The sequence below is a fragment of the Neobacillus sp. PS2-9 genome (assembly GCF_030915525.1).
Lineage (GTDB): Bacteria > Bacillota > Bacilli > Bacillales > Cytobacillaceae > Neobacillus.
Genome location: NZ_CP133269.1, coordinates 815,625 through 841,733 on the forward strand (window position 1 = coordinate 815,625; position 26,109 = coordinate 841,733).

Here is a 26,109-nt window from a genome sequence, read left to right on the forward strand (position 1 = left end):
TAATATTATAAGAAAGATGTTTATGTTTTAAAAATTTTAAAAATATTTAAAAAGCACTCTTGCATTTTCATGCTAGACGGTGATATTATCAAACTATAAAAAATCTAAACGTTTACATTTGAAGAAAACATAACCAATAGACTAAAACTTTTAAGTCTATTATTTTTTAAAACATAAATCTAAACGTTTACATTTTAGGAGTTACATAAAATGGAGTACAAACCAACAATTGAAGATGTTGCAAAGCTTGCGAAGGTTTCAATTGCTACGGTTTCGAGGGTAATCAATAACCAGGGTGGCGTTCGAAAAGTTACTGAAGATCGAATTGTAAACGCTATCAATGAACTTGGTTACATTCGCAGCGCTGTAGCAAGAAGTATGAAAAGTAAAGAAACACATACCATTGGCATTATTGTGCCAGATATTAAAAATCCATTTTTTCCGCTTGTTGTTTCTGGCATTGAACAAAAGGCAAGAGAGCTAGGGTACTACACCATTCTAAGTAGTACAAATGAATCGCCTATTGTAGAAGAAGAGATCGTGAAGATCTTTATTGAACGCGGTGTAGATGGAGTCATTATTACAACGGCCAATGAGACGGGCGATCATATTAAACTTTTACAGGACCAAGGTATCCCCATCGTAGCTGTTGACAGGGCCATCAAGAAATTTGATGTTGATACAGTACTGGTTGACAATGTGAATGGGTCTTATCAGGCAGTTCAGCACCTCATTTTACAAGGGCATAGAAGAATCGCTATTATTTGTGGTCCACAGCAAACAACACCTGGGCTTGAACGGTTTTTAGGCTATAAAAAAGCACTCGAGGAATATAATATACCTTTTGATGAAAGCTTAGTTATTCAAGGAGATTTTATGGAAGGCAGCGGCTATTCGGCTGCACATGAACTGTACGATTCAGAGAATAGACCCACTGCTATTTTTTCATCAAACAATCTTATGACAATTGGGTGTATAAAAGGCTTAATAGATTTAGATTGGAAATTAGGAGAAGAGGTATCCTTCATCGGATTTGATGATGTGGAAATTGCTACATTTATCAAGCCGAGATTATCCGTAGTATCTAGACCGATGATGACGATTGGCGAAATTGCTGTCCAATTACTTTACGAACGAATGAATGTGAAGGGTGATCTTCCAAAGAGAGAGTATCTTTTATCACCTGAATTAAAAATACGAGAATCCTGCCAAGTAAAAATAAAAATCTAAACGTTTACATTTTACCAAAAGGAGAGAGACATACGATGAAAAAAGGCGGAATTTTAAATCCAAGAATTAATCAATTAATCTCTGAAACGGGTCATACAGACTATGTTGTCGTGACAGATGCTGGTTTACCTATTCCTGAAAATGTGACACACCGAATTGATTTGGCACTCAAGGAAGGAGTACCTGGATTTCTAGAAACGCTGGATACGGTTTTAACAGAGCTTGAGGTGGAGAAGGTCATTCTAGCAGAGGAAGTTAAAACTGTCAGTCCAGAAATGCATGGTCAAATTGTAAGTCGATTTGAAAACATTCCTATTGAATACGTTCCACATTTGGAGTTTAAACAACAAACTAAACAAGCAAGAGGATTAATTCGAACTGGTGAGTTTACTGGGTATGCCAATGTTATTTTAGTAGCAGGTGTTGTTTACTGAAAAATTGGTAACTCGTTCAAAGGGGGAAAAATGAATGAGTACAACGTTACTTGAAATGAGGGAAATATCGAAGGAGTTTCCTGGAGTGAAAGCTCTTGATCATGTATCTATTCATGTAAATCAGTCAGAGATCCTTGCCTTACTTGGCGAAAATGGGGCTGGCAAGTCCACGTTAATGAAGGTGCTTGCAGGAGTTCATCAGCCTAGTAATGGGCAGATCTATATAAATGGAGAACCCGTAACGATAGAGGGACCCAAACACTCTCAAAGTCTTGGAATCAGTATTATCTATCAAGAATTTAATTTGATTCCGCATATGAGTGTAGCCGAAAATATTTTCATTGGACGAGAGCCTCGCAAAACAAAAGGGATCATTCACCGGAAACAGGTTAGAGAGGAAACTCGAAATTGGTTAGACCGGGTAGGGTTAACACGTGTTTCACCTGATGATCTAATCATCGACCTATCTGTGGCAGAACAGCAATTAGTAGAAATTGCCAAGGCCCTTTCGTTTAATTCTAAAATCATTATCATGGATGAGCCGACTGCTGCTTTAAATGATGAAGAAACTAGTAAACTTTTAGCCATTATGAAGGACTTAAAGCAACAGGGAATGGGAGTGATCTTTATTACCCATCGCTTGGAAGAAGTACAAGCGGTTGCTGATTCGATCGCTGTATTAAGAGATGGAAGATACATTGGGAGTGCCCAGGTAAAAGACGTTACAAAAGATGATATGGTTACAATGATGGTGGGCCGTGAACTGACTGACTTGTATCCAGAGAAGGGTATTCCTGCTAATGATGTTTTACTTGAGGTAAAAGATGTCTCGGTTCCGGACATGCTGCATAACATTAATTTTTCCGTGAAAAAAGGAGAAATTCTTGGCATTGCTGGATTAATGGGTTCTGGTAGGACGGAACTTTCAAAAGCGATATTTGGCTTATACAACAATATGAGCGGTTCCGTAAAAGTAGATTCGAAGACAGTAAATAGCCCAAGGGGAGCCATAGATGCAGGTATTGCTCTTGTAACAGATGATCGTAAGCAGGAAGGCTTAGTCTTAGGGTTATCAGTCTATGAAAATCTTCTTTTACCGACTTATCGGAGGATTTCACGGTTTGGTGTTTCCAAGAAGAAAATGAAAGATGAGATTGTAAACCGATGGGTCAAGGATTTGAAAATTAAGGTCCATGATCCGAGCGTAGAAGTCAGGACGCTAAGTGGAGGAAATCAACAGAAAGTGGTCCTTGGAAAATGGCTACAGATGAATCCTAAAGTGTTGATCTTAAATGAACCAACAAGGGGTATTGATGTTGGTGCAAAAGCTGAAATTTATCAAATTATGAAAAGGCTTACAGAAGATGGGATTTCCATAATCATGATCTCTTCTGAAATGCCGGAACTGCTTGGTCTTAGCAATCGAATTTTGGTTATGAATGAAGGAAGAATAACAGCTGAACTCAGTCAGCAAGAAGCGACTCAGGAAAAAATCTTTTATTACGCATCAGGGGGTGTGACGAATGTCTAATACGACACCTGTTAAGCAAGAGGTGCAAAAGGAAGCCTTTAACTGGCTTTCGCTCATTGAAAAGTACCGTGTATTATTGATTTTTATTATATTGTGTGGGATTGCAGGGGCATTGTCAGATGTTTTCTTTACAATGAGCAACGTGATGAATGTGCTTCGTCAGGTATCCATTATTGCCATCATTGCAAGCGGGATGACGCTCGTCATTTTAATTGCAGGTATTGATCTTTCGGTTGGGGCTGTAATGGCCTTTTCTGGAGCCATTTTAGCTGGAGCATTGACCGCTGGTTGGCCGCTGGCACTAGCACTGCTTGCTGCACTTGGCGTAGGATTACTATTCGGACTATTTAATGGGTTTATTACAGCAAGATTCGGTGTCCCTTCCTTTATTGCCACTTTGGCAATCATGGTTATTGCACGAGGGATGACGCTTGTTTATACGAAGGGTTATCCATTAGTAGTAAGTAATGAAGCATACCGTTATATTGGGAGCGGTCGTTTCTTTGGAGTACCTATTCCGATTATCATTATGTTTGTTGTTTTTGGATTCATGTATTGGATGTTAAAATACACCAGTTTTGGCCGATACATCTTTGCCATCGGTGGAAATGAAGAAACGGCTATTCTTGCAGGTATTAATGTGAGAGCCATTAAAATAGCTGTTTTTGGAATTTCAGGTTTGCTTTCAGCTTTATCCGCGATTATTTATACCTCACGATTAATGTCAGCTCAGCCAACTGCGGGTACAGGAATTGAGTTGGATGCTATCGCGGCCGTTATTATTGGGGGGACTAGTTTAGCAGGGGGAAAAGGTGGAGTTACGGGGACGCTTATCGGGGCTTTAATTATGGGGGTCCTTGATAATGTTCTTAACTTAATGAACGTTTCTCCATTCTATCAAAGTATTGCTAAAGGTCTTGTCATTCTAATTGCTGTATTAGTAGATAGTAAGTTTTCAAAAATTAAAAAATAAAACATTGGGGGTATTAAGATGAAAAAGATTATTTCTTTGTTGGCATTATTTGCGATTATTATTGGTCTTGTTGGTTGCAGTATGGACGAAGGTTCAAGTACAAAAACATCCGGTTCAAAATCTAAGGATGGCAAGCTAAAAGTCGGTCTATCCATGAATACTCTAAACAATCCGTTCTTCGTAGCCGTTAAAGAAGGGGCAGAAGCACAGGCGAAGGAAGATAAGGTTGACCTTGTTGTTACAGATGCACAGAACGATCCTGGTAAACAATTAGCAGATGTTGAAAACCTTTTAGAGCAAAATATCGATGTCCTTATTATTGACCCTGCCGATAGTGATGCGATCGCAGAAGGTGTTAAGAAAGCTAACGATGCCAAAATTCCGGTATTTACAATTGACCGTCAATCAAATGGTGGGGAAGTTGTTACCCATATTGGTTTTGACGCACTTAAGTCTGGTAAGATTGCTGGTAACTTCTTAAAAGAAGTTCTTGGCGGTAAAGGAAACATTGTTGAAATTCAAGGTATCCTAGGAACAAACGTAGGACAGTTCAGAAGTAAAGGTTTCAATTCTGTGGTGGACGAAACTCCTGGATTCAAAGTGGTTGCAAGACAGGCTGCAAACTTTGACCGTGGTCAAGCAATGAAAGTAATGGAAGATATTTTACAAGCAAACCCTAAGATTGATGGTGTATATGCAGCAAATGATGAAATGGCTCTTGGTGCCTTAGCTGCAATTGAAGCAGCAGGCCGTCTAGATGAAATAACTCTAATCGGTTGTGATGCAGTTGATCCTGCTATTGAAGCGATTAAGGGTGGAAAATTAGAAGCAACCATTGCTGAACCACCAGTATTCCTAGGAAAAGAAGCGGTTAAGACAGCTTTAAAAATTTCTAAAAAGGAATCAGTTGATAAAGAAGTAATTCTTGATTCAACACTTGTGACTCCTAAGAACGTAAATGAGGTTAAAACTAAGTAATCGAATAATAGTTAGAGTAGTAAAAACGCATCTAACCTTGCGTTTTTACTACTTTAAAGGGAGGTTTCTTCATGTCAAAGGTTGTTGTAGTGGGAAGTTATGTGGTGGATTTAATGAGTCGTACGCCTCATCTTCCGAAACCAGGTGAGACGGTTCTAGGTGGCCCATTCAAGATGGGACCTGGTGGAAAAGGTGGGAACCAGGCTACGGCAGCGGCCCGCTCTGGTTCAGAGGTAACGTTTATTACTAAGTTGGGTGATGACCTTTTTGGAAGAGAGGCCTTGGCACATTTTTCTGCGGAAAAAGTAAACACCCAGTTTATGAAGGTGGACCCTAATCAAGCGACAGGGGCCGCATTGATTGCTGTTGATGACCGGAGCGAAAATAGCATTGTGGTGGCATTAGGGGCATGCGGTACAATTACAGAAGATGAAGTAGTTGCTGCTGAAGAAACATTCAAAGAAGCTGACGTTGTGTTAGTTCAATTAGAAACTAGTATTGAGGCAGTGGTGACAACGGTACGTCTAGCCAAGAAATGGGATGTTCCGGTGATATTAAATCCTGCTCCCTTTCAGGAGTTTCCAAGAGAAATACTTTCAGATATTGCCTATATTACACCTAATGAAACAGAAGCGTTTGAATTAACGGGAGTGGAAGTTACAAATGAGGCATCTGCCTTAGTTGCCGCACAGAAAATCTACAGCCAAGGTGTGGGTACAGTAATTATCACTCTAGGTTCCAAAGGCGCTTACCTTTATACTGGGGGCGAAAGTGGAGAGCTTGTACCTAGTTTTAAGGTTGAAGCAGTTGATACCACTGGAGCAGGAGATGCCTTTAATGGAGGCTTTGCTCATGCCCTAAGCAATGGATTTTCCGTGCGTGAAGCCATGGCCTATGCCAACGCCGTTGCAGCTCTTTCTGTAACCAAAATTGGAACTGCACCTGCGATGCCATACCAACATGAAGTAGAGGAACTAATAGTAAAAAAAGTGTAAGTTAGGTGTCAGGCACCATCCGTGGACATAGGCCACGTGGAAAAGACAGCGGGCAGTGTATGCTCGCTGTCTTTTTGATAAAAGGTACGAAAGGATAAAATTTGTCACAGCCACAGTCATTGATAGTGTGGAATTTTATGTCTGGATCAAATGGAAAGAAGCTAGACCAATAAATAAGAAAATTTCTAATGCCCGAACCAAGAAAAAAAGTGCGCGAACGGTAAATAGAAGGAGCTTCTAATGCCCAAGCCAAGAGAAAAAGTGAGCGAGCGGTAACTAGAAGAAGGTTCTAATGCCCGAACCAAGAAAAAGTGCGCGAACGGTAAATAGAAGGAGCTTCTAATGCCCAAGCCAAGAGAAAAAGTGCGCGAGCGGTAAATAGAAGGAGGTTCTAATGCCCAAGCCAAGAGAAAAAGTGAGCGAGCGGTAACTAGAAGAAGGTTCTAATGCCCGAACCAAGAAAAAAGTGCGCGAACGGTAAATAGAAGGAGCTTCTAATGCCCAAACCAAGGGAAAAAGTGAGCGAGCGGTAAATAGAAGGAGCTTCTAATGCCCAAACCAAGGGAAAAAGTGAGCGAGCGGTAAATAGAAGGAGGTTCTAATGCCCAAGCCAAGAGAAAAGGTGTCCGAGCGGTAAATAGAAGGAGGTTCTAATGCCCGAGCTAAGAGAAAAAGTGCGCGACCGGTAACTAGAAGAAAGTTCTAATGCCCGAGCTAAGAGAAAAAGTGCGCGACCGGTAACTAGAAGAAGGTTCCATTGCCCGAGCTAAAAGAAAAAGTGCCAGACCAGTAATAGGAGCATTTTCTAATGCCTAAGGCAAGGTTACCTAGCTACTAAAGGATATGGACTTTTGTACTCTTAAGTACGACTAGGTCTTTCTGCACTCCGCTAAATAACAAGTCTTCTTGACCGGGATGACCAAGGAACTTGTGATTTTCTTATGGCAAAATTTATATGTGGGCGGTTGTTGCTGGGATGTTTCCGCTACGACTGTTTGTTAGATAAATAGTAATAAGCTGAGGGCCATAACCGCCATACCACCAATTAGACCATAGATGGATAAATGGGCTTCGTCATATCTTTTTGCTGCGGGGAGTAGTTCGTCTAAGGAGATGAAAACCATGATGCCCGCAACGGATGCGAAAATGATTCCGAACATAATGTCATTTAGAAAAGGCATTAAGAATAGATAGGCAGCTAAGGCGCCAATTGGCTCTGATAAACCAGACAGGAAGGAAAGCTTAAAGGCCCTTTTTTTGTCACCTGTTGCGAAATATACGGGAACCGATACGGCAATGCCTTCAGGAATATTGTGGATGGCAATAGCAACAGCGATGGCAATACCGAGCGCAGGATCCTGTAAGGCAGAAGTGAAGGTGGCGATCCCTTCAGGAAAGTTGTGAATACCAATAGCCAGGGCAGTAAAAGTTCCCATTTTTAATAAATCTGTTTTTTTTCCTGGACTAGAGGGATTATTCATATCTTCAACTGTCTTCAATTCATGGGGATTGCTTTGTTTAGGAATAAATTTATCAATACTGGCAATCAGCAGCATTCCGCCAAAAAAGCCACCAACTGTTACCCAACTACCAGGCCCTAAGCCTAAGGCGTCAACAAGTGCAACCTTAGCTTTAACAAATATTTCAATCATTGATACATAAATCATGACTCCTGCTGAGAAACCAAGGGTCACCGATAAAAATTTTGTATTGGTATGGGATGTAAAGAATGCTAGAACGCTCCCAATCCCGGTTGCAAGGCCAGCAAATAATGTTAATCCAAATGCCAACAACAGATTTTCATTCACCTTCGATTCTCTCCCTTTTTGGAATTTATAATCAAATTCTCATGAACTTTTAGTTATATTTTATATGCACTAACTCAGAAATGTTTCCTTCAAGCAACAAAGGGAGAACGGAAGAATGACATCCTATAAATAACCCAAAAAAGCTGACTCTTTATGAGCCAGCCTACTAAGCTATTGAACTACTATTGTAATTCTAGTTGTTTTTTTAGCTCGGTTTGGATTCTTTGTTTTTCTTCTGGTGAAACCAAACCATAGTAGATTTTATTAATCATCGTTCCAGTTTCTTTTATTTCCATTTGTTCAATGTTTCTTCCTGCATTTCTATAGTTTTTCTGAATATCTACCATTTGTTCAAAAGTAAGATTGGTTTTAATATTTTTTCCAAGCGCATTAAAGATATCAGAAAAATTGGTGAGGCTTGATAAACTCATCCCTTCATGGATCACTGCTTGGATGATTTGTCGCTGACGGAATTGCCTTCCAAAATCACCTCGCGGATCCTCATGTCTCATTCTTGAAAATACTAGAGCCTCTTCGCCATTTAGTGTAATTTCTCCTTTTGCAAAGTGGTAACCATATACCGTGAAGTCTAAATCATTCTGAACTTTTACTCCTCCCACGGCATCCACAAGCTCTTTAAAGCCTTCCATATTAATCTGCATGTAATAGTCAATTGGGATATCTAGAAATTTCTCTACGGTATCCATGGACATGGGAACGCCGCCAAAAGCATAGGCGTGGTTAATCTTATCCTCGGTACCTTTTCCTACTATTTCCGTCCGTGTGTCTCGTGGGATACTAAGCATTTTTACAGAATTGGTATTCGGATTGACCGTCAGCACAATAATCGTATCAGACCTTCCTTTGTCACCTTCCCGCTCATCGACTCCAAGCATTAAAACTGAGAAGGGATCTTTTTCCTCAAAGACGACCGGCTCTTGCCTTATGACTTGTATTTTTCGCTCAACGGGCTGGTGCATCGTTACAACCGCAGATTTAAGTGACTTATATACGGTAAAGGCATAGGCACCTCCCGCAATCACAAGGAAAAGTAGGATAATTCCTGCTACCTTTACCCATTTCATGCTTTTGTTTTCTTTATAACGAACAGGAAACATAAAAAAACCCCCAAACATATAAGGTTGTAAGTCTTTTTCTATGGAGAAGAAAGTTTAAAATGTGCTATATAAAGTACTTTTTTTCTATTGTAACACCTATCGTGAAAAAATCCCATTGTTCATATATTTTATTTTATTCAAAGGCTTTGTTAAACTTGTTTGTTGATTTCCGCTCCAATCAACAGTGTAAAAAAATTCAACATTGTTCTTTAACACAGCCTATTCAAAAGAAAATGAGGTGCAGTTTAAACTGCACCTCATTTATCTATCTTGGCCCTCGCAAATGCCCCCATAAGCTTACCTCTACGATTCTACTTCCTTACTGCTAATTGTTATGATTATTGTTATTGTTGTCTTTATTTTGTTTTCGCTGCTGTTCCTGTAGGGCGTAGAGAATGTCTTGGACATCAATTTTTCCATCGCCATTAAGGTCGGATAAGCCGCCACTTCCTGGCATTGGAGGAGTTGGACCACTTACCACTGCAGCGGGTCCTTTCGGTTTAAATGCAAAGGTAAACACTAATAGTACAAGAATAAGCAACCCTGCCACACCATCTATGATATAGAAAATCGTTGCATAATCAGACCACAATGTCTTACTGCTATCCATCTTTTTCTCGGAATTAGCAATATATTGTTTAATTTCAGAGTGATTTGGATAGATTCGCTGCACTGCCTCAAATTTCTCTAAAGCATGCTTATAATAGCCGCCCCAGTATAATTCTAGGCCTTCCTGGTAAAGCTTATCTGTTTCACTCTTCGTATTTCTAACACCGGCCTGATTCACAAATTCCTTCACCGTGTTGACTGGTACGGCAAAGTTAAAGCCTTGGACCTCTTGGCCGTTTACGGTATCACCTCTAAAGGTGAGCAATCCAATAATCTCGCCTTTTTCATTGATAACTGGGCCTCCGCTATTGCCATGAGTGGCAGCCGCATTAATTTGAATGACTGGGCTTCCTTGTTCCGTCTTTTTCGAAGTAGCAGAAATTTGCCCTGCATTCATGGAGGAAACTAATGAAGAGTCTGGTGATAACAGGTCAGAGTCTGCTGCCGCCGGGTAACCAATGACCCAAATATTGTCTTGGTTTTGAATATTGTCTGAGTTTCCAAGTGGTAAAGTTGGCAGATTTTTGCCTTCAATTTTTAAAACAGCGACATCTTTTCCTTCATTAATTGGCGCACCATAGCTCTTCACCTCGCCATCAAGAACGTCTCCACCAGGTAAAATTACCTTTAATACCTTTTTCACACCCGTGTATTGTGTGTAGTTCAGCATATATTTATAGGCGGTATCATAATCCACTTTAAAATAGTCTGCCATAATACCAACGAGCTGTTCAAAGGCGGCATTGGCAATGTCTTCATCTTTCATTTGCGTCGTTTCCACTACATGAGCATTTGTTACGATGTAGCCATCGGAGCTGATAATCCCACCAGAGCCTGAACCACCAAGAACAGATTGATAGTTTAGCTGTTCCAATAGGGCCATTACTTCAGGGTCATTGGGATTATTAAACTGCCATTCTACGACCGCGTAATCAAGGATCCGAACAACAGCCGGCTTCGTGTATTCCGCTAACTTTTGCGCTTGAGCAATATTGCCCGTCGCAGGTTTGATATTTATTAGGAAGAAGGAGGTAACAATTACTGCTATGAGGATTAAGCTTAAAGGTATGGTAAAAAGGGCCCTTTTCTTCAAAATACAATTCACCTCTTAATTGATATTTACAATGCACTCTGCAATATATTCGGATTTGGGTGAAAGGTAATATTGTACATTAAAATTTTATGAAAATTCGAGAATGACCATTGTAAATGGGAATTCTTTATGAAGATTTCTTGAAAAAGGTAAAAAGCATGGACTAAAATTGAGCATGATACGACAGGGATTTTTCAAAAAGACAAGAGAGAGGTATAATGGCAATAGATAACAACTTGGAGGTTTTTATGGAAAATCAATTGAAGGTTATGACAGTGTTTGGCACGAGACCGGAAGCCATTAAAATGGCTCCGCTTGTAAAAGAGTTAGAAAAATATCCAGATCAAATAAAGTCGATTGTCACGGTTACTGCACAGCACCGTGAAATGCTTGACCAGGTCTTAAATATTTTTGAGATTACGCCTGACTATGACTTAAACATTATGAAGGCAAGACAATCCTTGATCGATGTGACCACGCGTAGTTTAGAGGGGCTTAATCAAGTTTTAGCGGAAGTAAAGCCAGATATCGTGTTGGTACATGGCGATACAACGACTACTTTTGTGGCAAGCTTGGCGGCTTTTTATCACCAGATTCCAATTGGACATGTGGAAGCGGGCTTACGGACGCATAACAAGTATTCACCTTACCCTGAGGAAATGAACCGTCAGTTAACTGGTGTATTGGCTGATCTTCATTTTTCACCAACGGTCCAATCAAAACAAAATCTTATGGTTGAAAATAAAAAAGAAGAGTCCATCTTTATTACAGGTAACACCGCGATTGATGCCTTAAAAACAACGGTGAAGGGCACGTATTCTCACCAGGTATTAGAGAAGCTGGGGGATGACCGTTTGGTGCTTATGACTGCACACCGTCGTGAAAATACCGGAGAGCCAATGGAAAACATGTTCCGCGCGATTCGTCGTGTCGTGGAGAAACACGAGGATGTTCAGGTCGTGTACCCTGTTCATATGAACCCTGTAGTACGTGAAATCGCTAACCGGGTGCTGGGGCAAAATGACCGAATTCATCTAATCGAGCCGCTAGATGTAATTGATTTCCACAATTTTGCATCAAGAGCTTATTTAATCTTAACTGATTCAGGTGGTGTACAGGAAGAGGCGCCATCGCTGGGTGTTCCTGTTCTTGTTCTGCGTGATACCACGGAGCGTCCGGAAGGTATTGAAGCGGGTACATTAAAATTGGCTGGTACCGATGAGGAAACCATCTTTGGTTTAGCAGACGAGTTACTATCTGACAAAGCTGCCCACGACAAAATGGCTAAGGCATCTAATCCATATGGAGACGGCTTTGCCTCAAAACGAATAGTGGAAGCCATTCTTTATCACTTTGGCAGAAACGAAGGAAAACCTGCGGATTTTGGCCCAAACAAGTAAGAGGCTGTGTTGTTGATGAAATTACTGAAAATCCATCATATTGCGGTGATTTGTTCGGACTACGATCGGTCAAAGGATTTCTATGTGCGGATTTTAGGATTGAGGCCTATTAGTGAAGTTTATCGGGAGGAACGAGATTCCTATAAACTTGATCTGGAAGTCAACGGTCACTATCAGATTGAGCTGTTTTCCTTCCCAGATCCGCCGCCGCGAACTAGTTACCCGGAAGCGGCTGGATTAAGACATCTTGCGTTTGAGGTAGAGGACATAGAAAGCGCCGTATCCTATTTAGAAGGCCTTCAAATCAAGGTTGAACCGATTCGTATAGATGATTTGACGAACAAGAAATTTACGTTTTTCGCTGATCCTGACGGATTACCGATCGAACTTTACGAGCGATAAGAGTTTACGAAAAAGAAGCAGGTAATCTCAAGTGGATCACCTGCTTCTTTTTTATATGCGTGGTCCTTCAGGGGTGGACATCTATTCACAAGTGGTACCTGACACCTGGAATACCATATTCATAGGGGGACCAGGTGCCGTATCCACCGATATTCGGGTTTTGGGAATAGGGGCCATAGGGATTTAGTGGGCCGGTTACCGCTCCTGGATAACCTGGGGTGCCAAATCCTACCCCAGAATAACCTCCGATTTGTGCAGTAGAGCCTATCCCTGCTAGAGGAGGGATCCCAACACCCCCCAGCGCTCCTGCTCCCGGACCATATCCATAATAGCCCTGCCCAGGCCCATATCCGCCATAAACAGGCGCACCTCCACCGAGAAGTCCAGAAGAACCTAAATAGCCTAATCCGAGACCCAGGAGCCCTGATCCTAATTGCCCCAGGCCAAAGCCGGAATCAGATTGATGTCCATGATTGTGATGGTCTCCGTGATGAGATGGATAGTCATGATGGGGCTGGTTCCCATGGTAGGATGATCCACCATGATTTGACTGACTTCCATGTTGTGGCGGGTACCAATGATGTGTTGGATTTCCATGTTGAGACGGACCACCATGACCATGTGATGGATTACCAAGGTGATCCTGACCGCCTCCACTATGGTAATGCTGCTGATTGCTTTGATGAGATGAGTTGCCAGAATGGTGATGTCCTCCGTGTTGTCTTACCAAAAGGTGTTGATGCTCACCGGGCATGTGATAAGGTTGATACATCATTCCTCACTCTCCTCTTTCGCTTTATCCATTAGCCTATGTATCTTTTTCTATCTTTCTTGGGTAAAAGCCCATAAATGAAAAATACGTCTTAAGACTTAGATTTCTTTCCGTTTGTAGTCCATGGCAGGCAGGAACTTTTTCATGTATTGTTGAAGTAATAAATGGAAATATCTTTCTTTTGAAGACGTTTTTTAAAGTAAATGAAACATTCGTTTACTTTTATTCGTATGAATAAAAAGGATATTAGTCAGGAGTCGATCTATTATGAATCCAATATTATCGTTAATTGTCCGCTCGTTCGTAGCTATCCCTATTACAGTACTCACATGGCTTATATGCTACATCCCACTAGGCCAAGGATTTTGGGCATCCACTTTTTTCGCTATCCTGGGTGGAATCCTTACCCATGTGGTCTTGGCATTCTTTCAGAACATCCGCTTTTTAAAAAAGCATCAGCTGTCTAGAAAGGAATATCGCTATATTTTGAAAAACTTATCAGAGGCGAAACGGAAAATTAATCGCTTAAATAAAAACCTCTTTTCCATTCGGGATCTGTCCTCTGTGAAACAAAGAATTGATATTTTACGGATTACAAAGAAGATCCAGAAAATGACGATGAAGGAACCGAAGCGTTTTTATCAAGCGGAGCAATTTTATTTTTCTCATTTAGATTCTGTTGTCGAGCTTACTGAAAAATATAGCTTTCTATCCTCCCAACCCAAACAAAACATGGAGATGGGGCAATCCCTTATCGAAACTCGCAGGACTTTAAACGAATTGACAAAGGTGCTGGAAGAGGATTTATATCATGTGATCTCCGATGATATTGATACATTGAACTTTGAAATTGATGTTGCCAAGCATTCGATTAATAAGCAAAAGGATGCTAAATTCCCTGAAGAAAATAGGTGGAAAAAATGAGTGAAAACAACCCAATTGATTTAAATAAAAGTGGAAATTTACTAGATGATATTCTAGCAGATCCGTTCGGTGACCAACTTGAGCTCTCTAAACAGCCAGTCCAGCAGTCAAGTGAGGCCAAGCCAGTCAAATTAATTGATGTAATTCCAGCAGAGCATAGGGCAAAAGCCTACCAGATTGCGGAACAAATTGATCCGACCAACCATCAAGCTATGATTCAGTACGGAACCCAGGCGCAAGGTAAACTGTTGTCCTTCTCACATACTATGCTTGAGCATGTACAGAAGAAAGATGTCGGCGAAATTGGGGATATCATCAATGACTTAATGAAGCGATTGAATGAGGTGAATCCCGATGAATTAAAGGATGGGAAGCCTTCCTTGTTTGCGCGGATGTTTGGGAAAATTTCCGGATCGCTGCAAGAGGTGTTGTCCAAGTATCAGAAAACAGGGGCGCAAATCGATCGGATTAGTGTGAAGCTCGATCGCAGTAAAAATGTTCTTTTATCGGATATTAAGCTGCTTGAACAGCTCTATGAGACAAATAAAGAATATTTCCATGCGTTAAACGTGTATATTGCTGCAGGAGAAATTAAGCTGGAAGAGATGCAGACAAAAACCATCCCGCAGTTGAAAAGAGCGGCGGAAACGACAAATGACCAAATGAAGTTTCAAGAAGTAAACGACATGATTCAGTTTGCAGACCGTCTGGATAAGCGGCTGTATGATTTGAAATTAAGCCGAGAAATCACGATTCAAAGTGCGCCGCAAATTAGGCTGATTCAAAATACTAACCAAGCGCTTGTTGAAAAAATTCAATCATCGATCATGACGGCGATTCCATTATGGAAAAATCAAGTGGCCATCGCATTGACATTAATTCGCCAGCGCCATGCAGTTGAGGCACAAAAGCAAGTATCGAAAACGACCAATGAGCTACTGTTGAAAAATGCAGAAATGCTAAAGACCAATACCATTGAAACGGCAAAAGAAAACGAGCGTGGTCTCGTTGATATCGAAACTTTAAAGAAAACCCAAGAGAGCTTGATTTCCACACTGGAAGAAACGATGCGAATACAGGAAGAAGGCCGCCACAAGCGCCGTCTCGCCGAACAAGAACTGGCCACCATGGAAAACGACCTTCGCCTCAAACTACTCGAAATCAAAGGCAAATAAAAACACCCTGCTGCTTACCACTGCAGCGGGGTGTTTTTTTGCTAAAGTTGTCCCACGAGAGGAGGAAAAGTGTCTTTATTGGTGCCTGGCACCGCAATGACACCCGCATTTAGTTATTTACCGGGGTTGCTTTTAGGTATTCTTCGAGGGTGATGCCACGGTTCGTGATTTGTTTGGCGATGGATTTTCCAACGTAGCGGAGGTGCCAGGGTTCATATTTGTAACCAGTAACAGCGTCTTTGCCATTTGGGTAGCGGATGATGAAGCCATATTCAGCCGCATGCTTTTCGAGCCAATCTGCCTCCGGCGTTCCCGCGAAGCAATCTTCTGCTGCGCATTTTCCATCACCTCCGGTCACATCGATGGCAAGTCCAGTCTCATGTTCACTAGTGCCTGGAATGGCACTATAGGTTCGGGCTGCTTCGTATCCATCTAAACTCACGTAATAATTGAATAAAACGGTTTGGGCCTCATGGGATCTGTAAGCAGAAACACCAAGTAGATTAACGCTATCCTGCTTTGCCCCAGCAAACAATTTTTCAATCGCCTCCGCTGCTTTTATGCGCAATTTTCGTTTCTCTGTCTTTTTTTCAAACGTAAATGGAATATCTGGATAGACTAAATCGGTTGGGGTATAACCATCAGGCAGTTTATGGTTCTTATTGATCAAAACAGGAATGGCTTCAGGAGAGGCAACCACTTGGAGAGCCTCATTTTCAGGATGGACGCTCTTTTTTTTAATTGCAGACTTATTCGCACTAATTGGTTGATTGTTCCACTTCTCCTCGTCATTTTGCGTAAAATGATTTTTCAATGAGCAGCCAGCAACGACAAAAACCAAAATGAGTAAAGATACAACAGTAACTCGCAAATTTGACATGGCAAACGTCCTTTTATAAAATAATTCACTTCATTCACCATCATGGACACGATAAAAGACTTTAAAACGTCCTAAATCAAATCAGTCCACATAAACTCAATCATGAATTACTTTCCTGTTTACCTATTTTTTATATTTTCATTAGGTTGAATTAGTAATTTGTCCCAATATATAGGTCTAAAGACTCTTTATAAAAATAATTATGTTGCTTATGATTTTTATAAACACATAAATCGTACGAAACGGCAAAACCATTGAAAAATGGTGACGCAAAACTAAAGGGGCTACTGTTTCATGACAATGCCAGCCAGTTACCGAACACGACTTACTCCGTCGATTTATGTAAACCACAATTGAGGAGGTTTTCATGTGTTAAAATTGTTGATGAAGGGTATGTACTACTATCATTTATTTCAACACCGTCACAACGAACTGTTGCAACAGGATTGCTTATGTGCAGAGTTAAAAATGAAACTTAAGGTAAAAGCGACATATCATTATAGTAAGGCATTGGAGCTTGTTTCCAAGATGCAGACGCTGCCACTATGATTAAAAAGTAAAGCCTAGGCTCCCGTAGCCTAGGCTTTAAATATTTTTAATGCGACATTGTTTCACTTCCGTCATCATGGCCGTCTTTGGTCACCTTCAACACTCCGACAGCGCCTTTTGTCGCATGATTGAACTGATGGGTTACGAATGGATAGCTGCCTTCTTTTGTTACCGTAAATTCCACAACCGCTCCGCCACTTGCTGCAAGTAGGACGGTTTGTAGTCCTTTCATTCGGTTATACGGATTTCCGTCCATATACACATCATCAAAAAGGGTACCTACGACATGGAAGCTGCTGACTTCATTCGGACCAACGTTCATCACATAGAACCGTACTTTATCCCCCACTTTTGCTAGCAGCGGTTTGTCAACAAGGGCACCAACCGTACCATTTGTATTGGTATCCCCATCTTTTAAAGCTTTAGCTGAAAAAACTACATATTTTGGTGTGCCATTTGTAAAATCGTCCAAGTCATTGTATTTATACCATTCATTTTGTACAATCACGAACTCGCGATCAACATCGCCATCTGTTGGATAGCCTGTTTTTGGTTTGACGATAATCGTCCCATGCATTCCGTTCGCAATATGAGAGAGAATAGGTTTTGTTCCGCAATGATACATAAACACCCCTGGATTATCGGCTGGGTAGCTGAACGTTCCCGTTTGATTTGGCATAACATTAGCAAAATCGGTAGATGGTGCGGCATGTACTGCATGCATATCCATGCTATGTGGAATCGATGGGTCCATATTTTTTAAGGTAAAATTGATTTTATCCCCCTGATTGACAACAATGACTGGTCCAGGTGCTTCGCCATTAAAGGTCCATGCTTTATACATATCCCCTTTTGAAATTTCAATATCAGTAATTTGAGCCGTCATTTCAACGTTTACTTCATGTTCACCAATGCGGGCTATTTTTATGGGAGTTGGTTTCTGATTCAAATGCTCATGGGGTCCAAACACTTGTGATGTGGTTTTCTTGCTGGCTTCGGCTTTAACAACTTTTTCATTAGAAGAATCAGTTTTTCCACAAGCACTTACTAACATGACAGAAGAAACGAGAATTGCTGCAAATTTTGCGATCTTAACCATTTAAATCTCCTCCATTTATCCCCTAATTGTTTTGTCTACGCTTTCATTTTACTTCTTGGAAAAAACCCCCTAGTGATAATAATCACTCAATCAGACTTTGATAGTGAACATTTTGTGAATTAGTGAGCAAACTTGTATTTGCACTGTGTAAATGCTAAATAATACCACGGAAATATGGATATTCTAGACATAAAAGGAGGGATTTTTTTTGAAAAATAAAGGTGACAAAACAAGTGAAGGGCTGAATCAAATATTTGAAATCATCAATGCTAAGGGCGATGAAGGAGAGCTTAGAGAGATTGTTGAAAAAGCAGAATCAGCCAGCACTGATAAAAACGAACTAGTCGATTAACAAATGTAAGGGGCCTAGTTAGCGTTAATTAGGTCCTTTGACTATGCCCAATATCATTGTGGGTAAGTGGGATAAAATTGTGAATAAGTCTGAATTTTTGGGGATATCTGCATTTGAAGTTGTGGATATAAGTTGGTTAAGTATAAATTCCCACTAAGCTAGTTACAGTATTGTGGATAAAGCTGTTGGTAAATGTGGATAATTATTATTTTTCTGTTGATAAACCTAGTTCTTGTGTGGATATTTTGTATAAAACTGTGGATAGACCTGTGGACTTATTTATTCGATGTAGTGACTTTCCGATTAGGCCTAAAGCGGCATGGACGTTTAATAATGAATTATATATGATTTTCTTATACCGTATTTACCTCAATTATTCATCCCACCATAGAACCTCAAACATTCAATTACCCACATCAATGACCATACAAACTTTCTATTTTTATAAAAATAGGCTCTGTTAAACTTGCCTGTTGATTTCCGCTCCAGGCACTTCGCTTTCCGTGGGTGTTTCGGCGAGCCTCCTCGGCGCTAGCGCCTGCGGGGTCTCCCCTGAACCATACTCCCACAGGAGTCTTCGTGCCTTCCGCTCCATCAACAGGGTGTAAAAATCAACACTGTTCTTTAACACAGCCTAAAATTAAAAAAGGGAGAGGTTTTATGAATCTATTTTTTAGAAAGAAGTACTTTTTTGCAGCAATCGTTGTTGTACTCATTTTATCTAGTGTTCCCCTGATTGGAGCAGGAAACGCAGAAGCGCAGGAGTCAAAGGTAAAGGATTTAGTGGTTGACCTAAATGTACCCCAAGTAACAAGAGAGGTAAAAGACAAACAAATCAAATTAAACCCTTTACATGTGTATCAGGATGGACGCTTCATGTTGGCATCAAAATCAAAGTGGAAATCTTCGAATAAAAACGTAGCTACTGTCAATAAAGATGGCCTGGTTACCTTAAAAGGGCACAAGGGAAAAACCTTTATTTCTGTCAGCGACGGAAGGTATTGTGATCGAATTTCCATTCAATATAAGGAGAATCAGGTCCTTGTGAAAAAACAAGAGGAATCCCGCTATGACCTTATCGGCCAGGCATTGAAAAAAATGACGATGGAGGAAAAAGTCGGGCAAATGCTGATGCCGGATTTCCGCAAATGGAATAACGTGGATGTTACGGAAATGAAGCCTGAAATTGCCCAACTGGTAAAAGATTATCACCTTGGCGGCGTCTTTTTATTTCGGGAAAATACGGTGACAGCGGATCAAACAACCAAGCTAGTCAGTGCCTATCAGGAAGCATCAGAAAAATACGGAATGTTAATCTCAATTGATCAGGAAGGTGGGATTGTCACACGCCTCCAGACAGGAACCGATTTTCCAGGGAACATGGCAATTGGAGCCTCGCGTTCTGAAGAGGTAGCCGAAAAAGCAGGCAAAGCGATTGGGGAAGAACTGGATGCATTAGGTATTAATATGAATTTTGGACCTGTTTTAGATGTAAATTTGAATCCGGATAATCCAGTCATCGGAGTTCGTTCATTCGGGGAAAATCCAGAGTTAGTCGGGAAATTAGGCAATGCCTATATCAACGGACTTCACCAAACAGGAACGTCTGCTACTGCGAAGCACTTTCCAGGACACGGGGACACCTCGGTGGATTCGCATTTAGGCATTGCGGAAGTGCCGCATGATATGGAGCGTTTGAAAAAGGTGGAATTAGTACCGTTTCAAATGGCTATGGATGCCGGTATTGACGCCATCATGACGGCACACGTTACTTTTCCCAAAATAGATGATACAAAAGCTATTTCGAAAGCGGATGGTTCAGAAATTGCAGTTCCTGCCACCTTATCCAAAAAAGTATTAACGGGATTAATGCGTGAAGAAATGGGTTATAAAGGAGTCATTGTGACGGATGCCATGAACATGGGAGCTATCTCAACGCATTTCGGTCCCGTAGATGCAGCGATTCGTGCGGTTCAAGCAGGTGCGGACATACTTCTCATGCCGGTTGGAGTTGCCGAGGTAGCGAACGGCATTTATGAGGCAGTGAAAACTGGCAATATTTCACCAGAAAGATTGGACCAATCAGTGGAGCGCATTTTAACATTGAAACTAAATCGAGTTATCGTGAAGGCCGAGGAAGAAAAGAGCTTAGATGAGAAAGTGGCAAATGCCATGCAAATAGTCGGCTCGACTGAACATAAAGCAGTAGAAAAGGAAGCAGCCGCAAAATCGATTACCTTAGTAAAAAATAATGGGGTGCTTCCGCTAAAGGCCACAAATGAAAATAAGATTGCGGTGGTCGGGGGTTCGGGCTTCTACATGAATGTACTCGCTGACGAAGTGAAAAAGCATCATGAAAATGTGACGTATATTAATACTTCAAAGAAGTTGACATCAGCGCAGCTTGCCCAAATTCAAGATGCTAAATATATCATTGCTGGGACGTATACTTCGTCAGTAAGCGGCCGGGCACCTACAGCAGATCAAATGGTAATGACGAACCAGCTAATTTCTACGGGAATTCCTGTTGTGGCGGTGAGCGCAAGAAACCCCTATGACATCATGTCCTATCCAACAGTTGCAGCCTATCTTGTCCAGTATGGATTCAAGCCAGCGAGCTTTGAAGCATCAGTAAACACCATTTTCGGTGAAAACCTGCCAACAGGAAAGCTGCCGGTGACCATTTACAACCAGGATGGCAGCGTATTATATGGCTATGGCCATGGATTAGAATATTAACGTTATGAGGTGGGGACAGTCCCCAAATTAGAGGGTCTCTTCGGAGGTCCTTTTTTTACATAATAGGAAAGTATAGAATTCGACTTTGAGAATTGTCCAGCTCCAGCGCCTAGCCCCTCGGGTCAAATAACCTTCTGCAATAAAAGTCAAAGAGCGACTTTTCTTGCAGAAGAACATTTGCCTGTCGGGGCTGACCAAGGCGCTTGCGCTTTTCTTAATAGAAAGGATATTATTCTGTCTCACTACAGTCCTTGATAACTTTGGTGTTTTTTATGGAGGAGGGGGTGTAGTTTTAGTAGTGGGCGAGTAAAATGTGGTTTTTGACGAGTAAAGTGTGAAGTTTGACGAGTAAAATAGAAAATCGACGAGCAAATCATAAATTTGACGAGTAAAACATCGAAAGTGACGAGTAACCAAGGAAATCATATAAAAAGGTAATTTTAATGTACTTCAAGTGGTAATCAACACATAATTTTCAAGGAAGATACTTGAGCCAGGCAAAACGCCTGGCTTTTTGCTTAGGAAATAGGCAGTTTCATTTTTTAAATGACATTTGTCATCTCGTTTTGATGACATAACGTACTAAAACTCCCCACTTCTAAATCGTACAATGAAATCAAGAAAGCAGGAGGTGTTTGAAATTGAACGAAATTTTACGATTAACGAAGGTGACAAAGTCATTTCAACATAAAAAGGCAGTGACTGAGGTTAGTTTTACAATTGGCAAGGGGGAGGTAGTCGCGATTCTTGGTCCAAATGGCGCCGGGAAAACAACCACTATCTCTATGATCCTAGGCTTGCTCAAGCCAAGTTCTGGAGAGGTAACCCTTTTTAACCACCAGCCTCATGAAAAGAGGGTCCGTGAAAAAATCGGCACGATGCTTCAAGAAGTTAGTGTCATGCCAGGACTGAAGGTACGCGAAATCCTCGCGCTAGTCAGCAGCTATTACCCAGAGCCGCTTCCGATGGAGAAACTCATCCACCTGACTGGCCTCACCGATCAGGATTTAAAGACCAGGGCGGAAAAATTGTCAGGAGGACAAAAGCGCCGCTTAAGCTTTGCCCTCGCCCTTGCAGGAAATCCAGAACTCATCATCTTTGACGAACCCACCGTAGGCATGGATATTACCGCGAGAAATCGCTTTTGGCAAACCGTTCGCATGCTTGCTGAACAAGGAAAAACAATTATTTTCTCCACCCATTATTTACAGGAAGCAGATGATGCGGCAGACCGGATTCTTCTTTTTAAAGACGGCTCCATCGTCGCTGACGGAACACCGGCACAAATCAAAGCGAGAATCTCCAAGCAATCCGTCTCCTTTATGGTTGACCCGGAAATGTCATTGGAGAAATTGTATCAGCACAGTGTAATTGATGACATCTATCGAAAGAATAACCGGGTGTTCGTGCAAACATCTAATACGGATAAGGTCTTGGAACTAATTTTTAAAGAGAAAATTGGGGCACATGACATCCAAATTGAACGTGGAAAGCTAGAGGAAGCGTTTGAGCAGCTGACTAGCGAATCAAAGGAGGCTATATAAATGAAAACATTTCAAATGCAATGTAAAGTCGAAATCATCAGGATCTTAAGGAATCGGTATTTTGTCTTTTGGTCGCTCATCATGCCGATTGTCTTCTATTATATTTTTACCAACCTAGTGAATTCGGATGTGCCGAACAAAGCCGAATGGCAGGCCCACTATCTAATGTCAATGACCGTATTTAGCGTAATGGGTTCATCCATGATGACGCTTGGTATCCGTATGGTACAGGAGCGCTCGCAGGGCTGGTCCACATTCATTCGTATCACGCCTTTATCTGACACAGTCTACTTTGCATCCCAGATGATTGGCCAAAGCGCGATCCACCTTCTCTCGATTATTATTATTTTTATCGCAGGTGCTCTTATTAACGGTGTGTCATTAACGGCCATGGAATGGATCATGAGTGGCATCTGGATTTTGCTTGGCTCACTGCCGTTCCTAGCGATTGGTACACTTATTGGCATGATGAAAAAAGTAGAAACAGCAGCCGGAATCAGTAATGTCCTTTACATGGTACTTGCTGTGGCTGGGGGCTTATGGATGCCGCTGGAAGTCATGCCTAAAATGATGCAATCGATTGCTAAATGGCTTCCTTCCTACAATTTCGGTAACGGTGCATGGGAGATTGTCCGTGGTAACCTGCCTGATTGGAAAAATATTCTTATTTTGGTCGCCTACTTAGCCGTATTCATGCTACTATCGAAATATATTAGAAGAAAACAAGAAGCGGTGTGATGTGGTGTGAAATTCTCTATTTTTCCAAGACAATTTGGATTCTTTCCTTATATGTTTCTTATATATCTAGGTTTTCCTATTTACTATTTAACAAAGGAAGCAGGAATGAAGCAGCTCATTGGTTATCTAATGGTGCTGCTTTTCTTAGTAACGTACCGCCAGCTTTATTTTTCAATGGCAAAAAAAAGCTTCTCGTACTGGCTGGCGGTCCAACTAGCGATCGTGTTTTCCTTTAGTCTGTTTTATCACTTAAACTACATGTTTTTAGGATTTTTCCCGGCGAATTTCATTGGCTGGTATCAGGATAAGAGGTTGTTTAAAAGGGGGCTCGTTAGTTTAGTTATCGTTCAACTGCTTCCATTTATCATTCATGTAGTGAAGACAGGTTCATACTTCAACGCCAAAGAGATGATTTATTATGTTCCGTTCCTTATCATCATGTTGATTTCTCCATTTGGCATTCGTTCGATGAATCGTAGAATGGAGCTGGAAAAAGCGCTCGACAAAGCGAACCAAAAAATTGAGGAATTGGTGAAGCGGGAGGAGCGAGTGCGGATTGCCCGCGATCTTCATGATACGCTCGGGCATACCCTGTCCCTTTTGACCTTAAAGAGCCAGCTTGTTCAACGGTTGACCAAGGTTGACCCAGAGAGGGCACGGCTGGAGGCAAAGGAAATGGAAGTCACCTCTCGTGCGGCACTTAAGCAGGTTCGCGAGCTGGTGATGGATATGCGCGCTGCCACCATCGCGGAAGAGCTCCTTCAGGTACAGCAAATTTTAAGGGCAGCAGGAATTACCTATCAATACGATGGTGAGGTTGATTTTTCGACCATTTCTCTATTTTCGCAAAATATAATCGGAATGTGTGTGAGGGAGGCCGCTACTAATGTGGTGAAACATAGCCGTGCCACCCATTGTTCCATTTCTATCAAGCTTCTTTCTGAGAAAATGAACATCGTCATCCGTGATGACGGGATGGGTGTAAGCACTGGTCGAGTGTTTGGGAATGGTTTACGGGGGATGGAAGAGAGACTTGCGCTTGTTGAAGGTGTACTGACTCTATCCAATCATAATGGTGCCGTCTTGGAAATAACGGTGCCAATTATTAAAAAAGCAGAGGGGGCAGCGGGATGATCCGCTTATTTATTGCAGAAGACCAACGCATGTTGTTGGGAGCGCTTGGCTCCCTCTTGGATTTAGAGGTTGACATGAAGGTTGTGGGCCAGGCGATGAATGGAGCCGATGCTCTTTCCACGATTTTGGAACTGGAGCCAGATGTTTGTTTAATGGATATTGAGATGCCTGTGATGAACGGACTTGAGGTGGCAGAGGAGCTCGCACGCCGGGAGGCTTCCTGCAAGGTTATAATCTTAACCACGTTTGCTCGACCGGGATACTTCGAACGGGCCGTGAAAATCGGCGTCCATGGCTACTTGCTGAAGGACGGAGAGATCGACGAGCTGGCAGATGCCATTCGTAAGGTGATCTCTGGAAAACGTGTGTTCAGTCCTGAGCTCGCCTTTACGGTCATTCGGGAGGAGAATCCGCTCACTCCGAAAGAACAAGAGATTTTAAGATTAGCAGCCTTAGGTAAAACAACAAAAGAAATCACATCTCAACTCTATTTATCTTCTGGGACTGTCCGCAATTACATCTCCGAAATCATTCACAAACTAGACGCCAAAAATCGAACCGAAGCCGCCGCCATCGCCGAAAAAAAGGGCTGGTTGTAGAGAACTGTTTTATTTATAGAGTAGTAATCCGGTCCCATTTCTAAGTTGGCCGGATTTTTTATTTTGGGGACAGTCCCCCGATGCGTTAAAGCGCCGGGGGACTGTCCCCCTCAAGTCGTGGACAACTACCCATTTATTGCCCTTTCTATGTTGGACAACCTTCCTTCAAATAGGTACAAGAATAAATTAATACTAGTTCGTAAGGGGGGGAAGAAAATGGTACGAAAGGCAATTATTCCTGCAGCAGGGTATGGAACAAGAACCCTGCCGATCACGAAGGTACTGCCCAAGGAGATGCTGCCGATATGCGGGAGACCGGCAATTGACTATCTAGTTGAAGAGGCAATCAAATCAGGAATTGAGCAAATCCTAATAGTAGTGTCGAGATCAAAAAATATGATTCTTGATTACTATGACAGGTCAGTAGAATTGGAAACTTATTTAGAGGAAAAGGGAAAGAACCATTTATTAAAAGAAATCAGCCTACCAGATGTACATTTTCAATATGTTCGGCAATCCTATGCACGCGGTTTAGGGGAGGCTATACTGCTTGGTAAACACTTTGTAGGGGATGAACCGTTTGCTGTTTTGCTACCAGATGAGATTATTCTTTCTGACAAGCAGCCGCCATTAAGTCAGTTAATTGAGATGTTCAAAGAATTTAAGGGAAATGTTATCGGTGTCAAAAAAACGGATCCATCCCTATTAAAAAACTACGGAGTCATTCAACCTCAAGCACTAAGGGAAAAAGAATACACCATCAAGGACATCGTCGAAAAACCACAGCAAGCACCCCCGTCAGATTTAGCTGTAATCGGAAGGTATATATTTAACCCTTCCATCTTTCATTATCTTGAAACCGTCTCACCGGGCGTAGGGGGCGAAATTCAACTGACAGACGCCATTAAATTGATGTCCCAGGATTATACAAGCTATGCTCTAGAGATACAAGGTCAAAGCTATGATATTGCTAAAAGCACGGAGTACGTGAAACTGATTAATTATTTATGTGGACCTAAGGAGGATTAAAATA

General features: G+C 41.5%; 24 protein-coding genes and 1 riboswitch. Of the genes, 18 read left to right on the forward strand and 6 right to left on the reverse strand.

The window, feature by feature from the left end; all coding sequences use genetic code 11:
* Window positions 1-210: 210 nt before the first annotated feature.
* From RCG25_RS04080 to rbsK, 6 genes are all read left to right on the forward strand, one after another.
* Complete coding sequence (locus RCG25_RS04080) at window positions 211-1,230, forward strand: LacI family DNA-binding transcriptional regulator (protein WP_308082414.1); 1,020 nt, start codon at window positions 211-213, stop codon at window positions 1,228-1,230.
* Window positions 1,231-1,265: 35 nt separating this feature from the next.
* The gene (gene rbsD, locus RCG25_RS04085; RefSeq protein ID WP_308082415.1) at window positions 1,266-1,664 is read left to right on the forward strand and encodes a D-ribose pyranase; all 399 of its coding nucleotides are present in this window, start codon (window positions 1,266-1,268) and stop codon (window positions 1,662-1,664) included.
* A 34-nt stretch (window positions 1,665-1,698) separates the two neighbouring features.
* The gene (locus RCG25_RS04090; RefSeq protein WP_308082416.1) at window positions 1,699-3,195 is read left to right on the forward strand and encodes a sugar ABC transporter ATP-binding protein; all 1,497 of its coding nucleotides are present in this window, start codon (window positions 1,699-1,701) and stop codon (window positions 3,193-3,195) included.
* A complete protein-coding gene (locus RCG25_RS04095) occupies window positions 3,188-4,168 on the forward strand; it encodes an ABC transporter permease (protein ID WP_308082417.1) in 981 nt (326 codons plus the stop codon). Before RCG25_RS04090 ends, RCG25_RS04095 begins: the two co-directional genes overlap by 8 nt.
* 18 nt (window positions 4,169-4,186) lie before the next feature.
* Complete coding sequence (locus tag RCG25_RS04100) at window positions 4,187-5,146, forward strand: substrate-binding domain-containing protein (RefSeq protein WP_308082418.1); 960 nt, start codon at window positions 4,187-4,189, stop codon at window positions 5,144-5,146.
* A gap of 71 nt (window positions 5,147-5,217) precedes the next feature.
* On the forward strand, window positions 5,218-6,141 hold the full coding sequence (rbsK, locus tag RCG25_RS04105; RefSeq protein WP_308082419.1) for a ribokinase: 924 nt from the start codon (window positions 5,218-5,220) through the stop codon (window positions 6,139-6,141).
* A gap of 998 nt (window positions 6,142-7,139) precedes the next feature.
* On the opposite strand, the gene zupT is transcribed toward rbsK, so the two are convergent.
* The 3 genes from zupT to RCG25_RS04120 all read right to left on the reverse strand — a co-directional run bounded on the left by zupT (window position 7,140) and on the right by RCG25_RS04120 (window position 10,769).
* Window positions 7,140-7,949, reverse strand: coding sequence for a zinc transporter ZupT (gene zupT / locus RCG25_RS04110; protein ID WP_308082420.1), 810 nt, complete (start codon window positions 7,947-7,949; stop codon window positions 7,140-7,142).
* Window positions 7,950-8,131: 182 nt separating this feature from the next.
* Window positions 8,132-9,067 carry a polyisoprenyl-teichoic acid--peptidoglycan teichoic acid transferase TagU gene (locus RCG25_RS04115; RefSeq protein WP_308082421.1) on the reverse strand — a complete coding sequence of 312 codons (936 nt, stop codon included), beginning with the start codon at window positions 9,065-9,067 and terminating at the stop codon, window positions 8,132-8,134.
* A 325-nt stretch (window positions 9,068-9,392) separates the two neighbouring features.
* Window positions 9,393-10,769, reverse strand: coding sequence for a S1C family serine protease (locus RCG25_RS04120; protein ID WP_308082422.1), 1,377 nt, complete (start codon window positions 10,767-10,769; stop codon window positions 9,393-9,395).
* A 248-nt stretch (window positions 10,770-11,017) separates the two neighbouring features.
* On the opposite strand from RCG25_RS04120, the gene wecB reads away from it, so the two are divergent.
* Together wecB and RCG25_RS04130 are read left to right on the forward strand one after the other, a co-directional pair.
* Entirely contained in the window at window positions 11,018-12,169 is a 1,152-nt protein-coding gene (gene wecB / locus RCG25_RS04125; protein WP_308082423.1) for a non-hydrolyzing UDP-N-acetylglucosamine 2-epimerase, read from the forward strand.
* Between the two features lie 15 nt (window positions 12,170-12,184).
* Window positions 12,185-12,571: an SMU1112c/YaeR family gloxylase I-like metalloprotein gene (locus RCG25_RS04130; RefSeq protein WP_308084091.1), complete on the forward strand. Its 387-nt coding sequence runs from the start codon at window positions 12,185-12,187 to the stop codon at window positions 12,569-12,571.
* Window positions 12,572-12,656: 85 nt separating this feature from the next.
* On the opposite strand, the gene RCG25_RS04135 is transcribed toward RCG25_RS04130, so the two are convergent.
* Window positions 12,657-13,346 (reverse strand): hypothetical protein, encoded by a 690-nt coding sequence (locus tag RCG25_RS04135; RefSeq protein ID WP_308082424.1) that lies wholly within the window; start codon window positions 13,344-13,346, stop codon window positions 12,657-12,659.
* A gap of 264 nt (window positions 13,347-13,610) precedes the next feature.
* On the opposite strand from RCG25_RS04135, the gene RCG25_RS04140 reads away from it, so the two are divergent.
* Together RCG25_RS04140 and RCG25_RS04145 are read left to right on the forward strand one after the other, a co-directional pair.
* Window positions 13,611-14,267 (forward strand): 5-bromo-4-chloroindolyl phosphate hydrolysis family protein, encoded by a 657-nt coding sequence (locus tag RCG25_RS04140; protein WP_308082425.1) that lies wholly within the window; start codon window positions 13,611-13,613, stop codon window positions 14,265-14,267.
* Window positions 14,264-15,442 (forward strand): toxic anion resistance protein, encoded by a 1,179-nt coding sequence (locus tag RCG25_RS04145; protein ID WP_308082426.1) that lies wholly within the window; start codon window positions 14,264-14,266, stop codon window positions 15,440-15,442. Before RCG25_RS04140 ends, RCG25_RS04145 begins: the two co-directional genes overlap by 4 nt.
* Before the next feature lie 109 nt (window positions 15,443-15,551).
* On the opposite strand, the gene RCG25_RS04150 is transcribed toward RCG25_RS04145, so the two are convergent.
* Window positions 15,552-16,322: a M15 family metallopeptidase gene (locus tag RCG25_RS04150; RefSeq protein WP_308082427.1), complete on the reverse strand. Its 771-nt coding sequence runs from the start codon at window positions 16,320-16,322 to the stop codon at window positions 15,552-15,554.
* 234 nt (window positions 16,323-16,556) lie between these two features.
* Window positions 16,557-16,641, forward strand: a riboswitch (cyclic di-GMP riboswitch).
* Window positions 16,642-16,691: 50 nt separating this feature from the next.
* Between RCG25_RS04150 and RCG25_RS04155 the strand changes: the two genes are divergently transcribed.
* On the forward strand, window positions 16,692-16,871 hold the full coding sequence (locus RCG25_RS04155; RefSeq protein WP_308082428.1) for a hypothetical protein: 180 nt from the start codon (window positions 16,692-16,694) through the stop codon (window positions 16,869-16,871).
* Between the two features lie 46 nt (window positions 16,872-16,917).
* Here the strand turns inward: RCG25_RS04155 and RCG25_RS04160 are convergent, their stop codons facing one another.
* The gene (locus RCG25_RS04160; RefSeq protein ID WP_308082429.1) at window positions 16,918-17,970 is read right to left on the reverse strand and encodes a multicopper oxidase domain-containing protein; all 1,053 of its coding nucleotides are present in this window, start codon (window positions 17,968-17,970) and stop codon (window positions 16,918-16,920) included.
* A 208-nt stretch (window positions 17,971-18,178) separates the two neighbouring features.
* Here RCG25_RS04160 and RCG25_RS04165 point away from each other — a divergent pair, with 208 nt between their 5' ends.
* The 7 genes from RCG25_RS04165 (at window position 18,179) to RCG25_RS04195 (ending at window position 26,105) form a co-directional block, all read left to right on the forward strand.
* Window positions 18,179-18,322 carry a hypothetical protein gene (locus RCG25_RS04165; protein WP_308082430.1) on the forward strand — a complete coding sequence of 48 codons (144 nt, stop codon included), beginning with the start codon at window positions 18,179-18,181 and terminating at the stop codon, window positions 18,320-18,322.
* A 660-nt stretch (window positions 18,323-18,982) separates the two neighbouring features.
* The gene (locus tag RCG25_RS04170) at window positions 18,983-21,061 is read left to right on the forward strand and encodes a glycoside hydrolase family 3 protein (protein ID WP_308082431.1); all 2,079 of its coding nucleotides are present in this window, start codon (window positions 18,983-18,985) and stop codon (window positions 21,059-21,061) included.
* Between the two features lie 641 nt (window positions 21,062-21,702).
* A complete protein-coding gene (locus RCG25_RS04175; RefSeq protein ID WP_308082432.1) occupies window positions 21,703-22,605 on the forward strand; it encodes an ABC transporter ATP-binding protein in 903 nt (300 codons plus the stop codon).
* Window positions 22,606-23,343 carry an ABC transporter permease gene (locus RCG25_RS04180; RefSeq protein WP_308082433.1) on the forward strand — a complete coding sequence of 246 codons (738 nt, stop codon included), beginning with the start codon at window positions 22,606-22,608 and terminating at the stop codon, window positions 23,341-23,343.
* Between the two features lie 51 nt (window positions 23,344-23,394).
* Window positions 23,395-24,477 carry a sensor histidine kinase gene (locus RCG25_RS04185; protein ID WP_308084092.1) on the forward strand — a complete coding sequence of 361 codons (1,083 nt, stop codon included), beginning with the start codon at window positions 23,395-23,397 and terminating at the stop codon, window positions 24,475-24,477.
* A complete protein-coding gene (locus tag RCG25_RS04190) occupies window positions 24,474-25,076 on the forward strand; it encodes a response regulator transcription factor (protein ID WP_308082434.1) in 603 nt (200 codons plus the stop codon). Before RCG25_RS04185 ends, RCG25_RS04190 begins: the two co-directional genes overlap by 4 nt.
* Window positions 25,077-25,292: 216 nt before the next feature.
* Window positions 25,293-26,105, forward strand: a complete 813-nt coding sequence (locus RCG25_RS04195) for a UTP--glucose-1-phosphate uridylyltransferase (RefSeq protein ID WP_308082435.1) — start codon at window positions 25,293-25,295, stop codon at window positions 26,103-26,105.
* Window positions 26,106-26,109 lie beyond the last annotated feature (4 nt).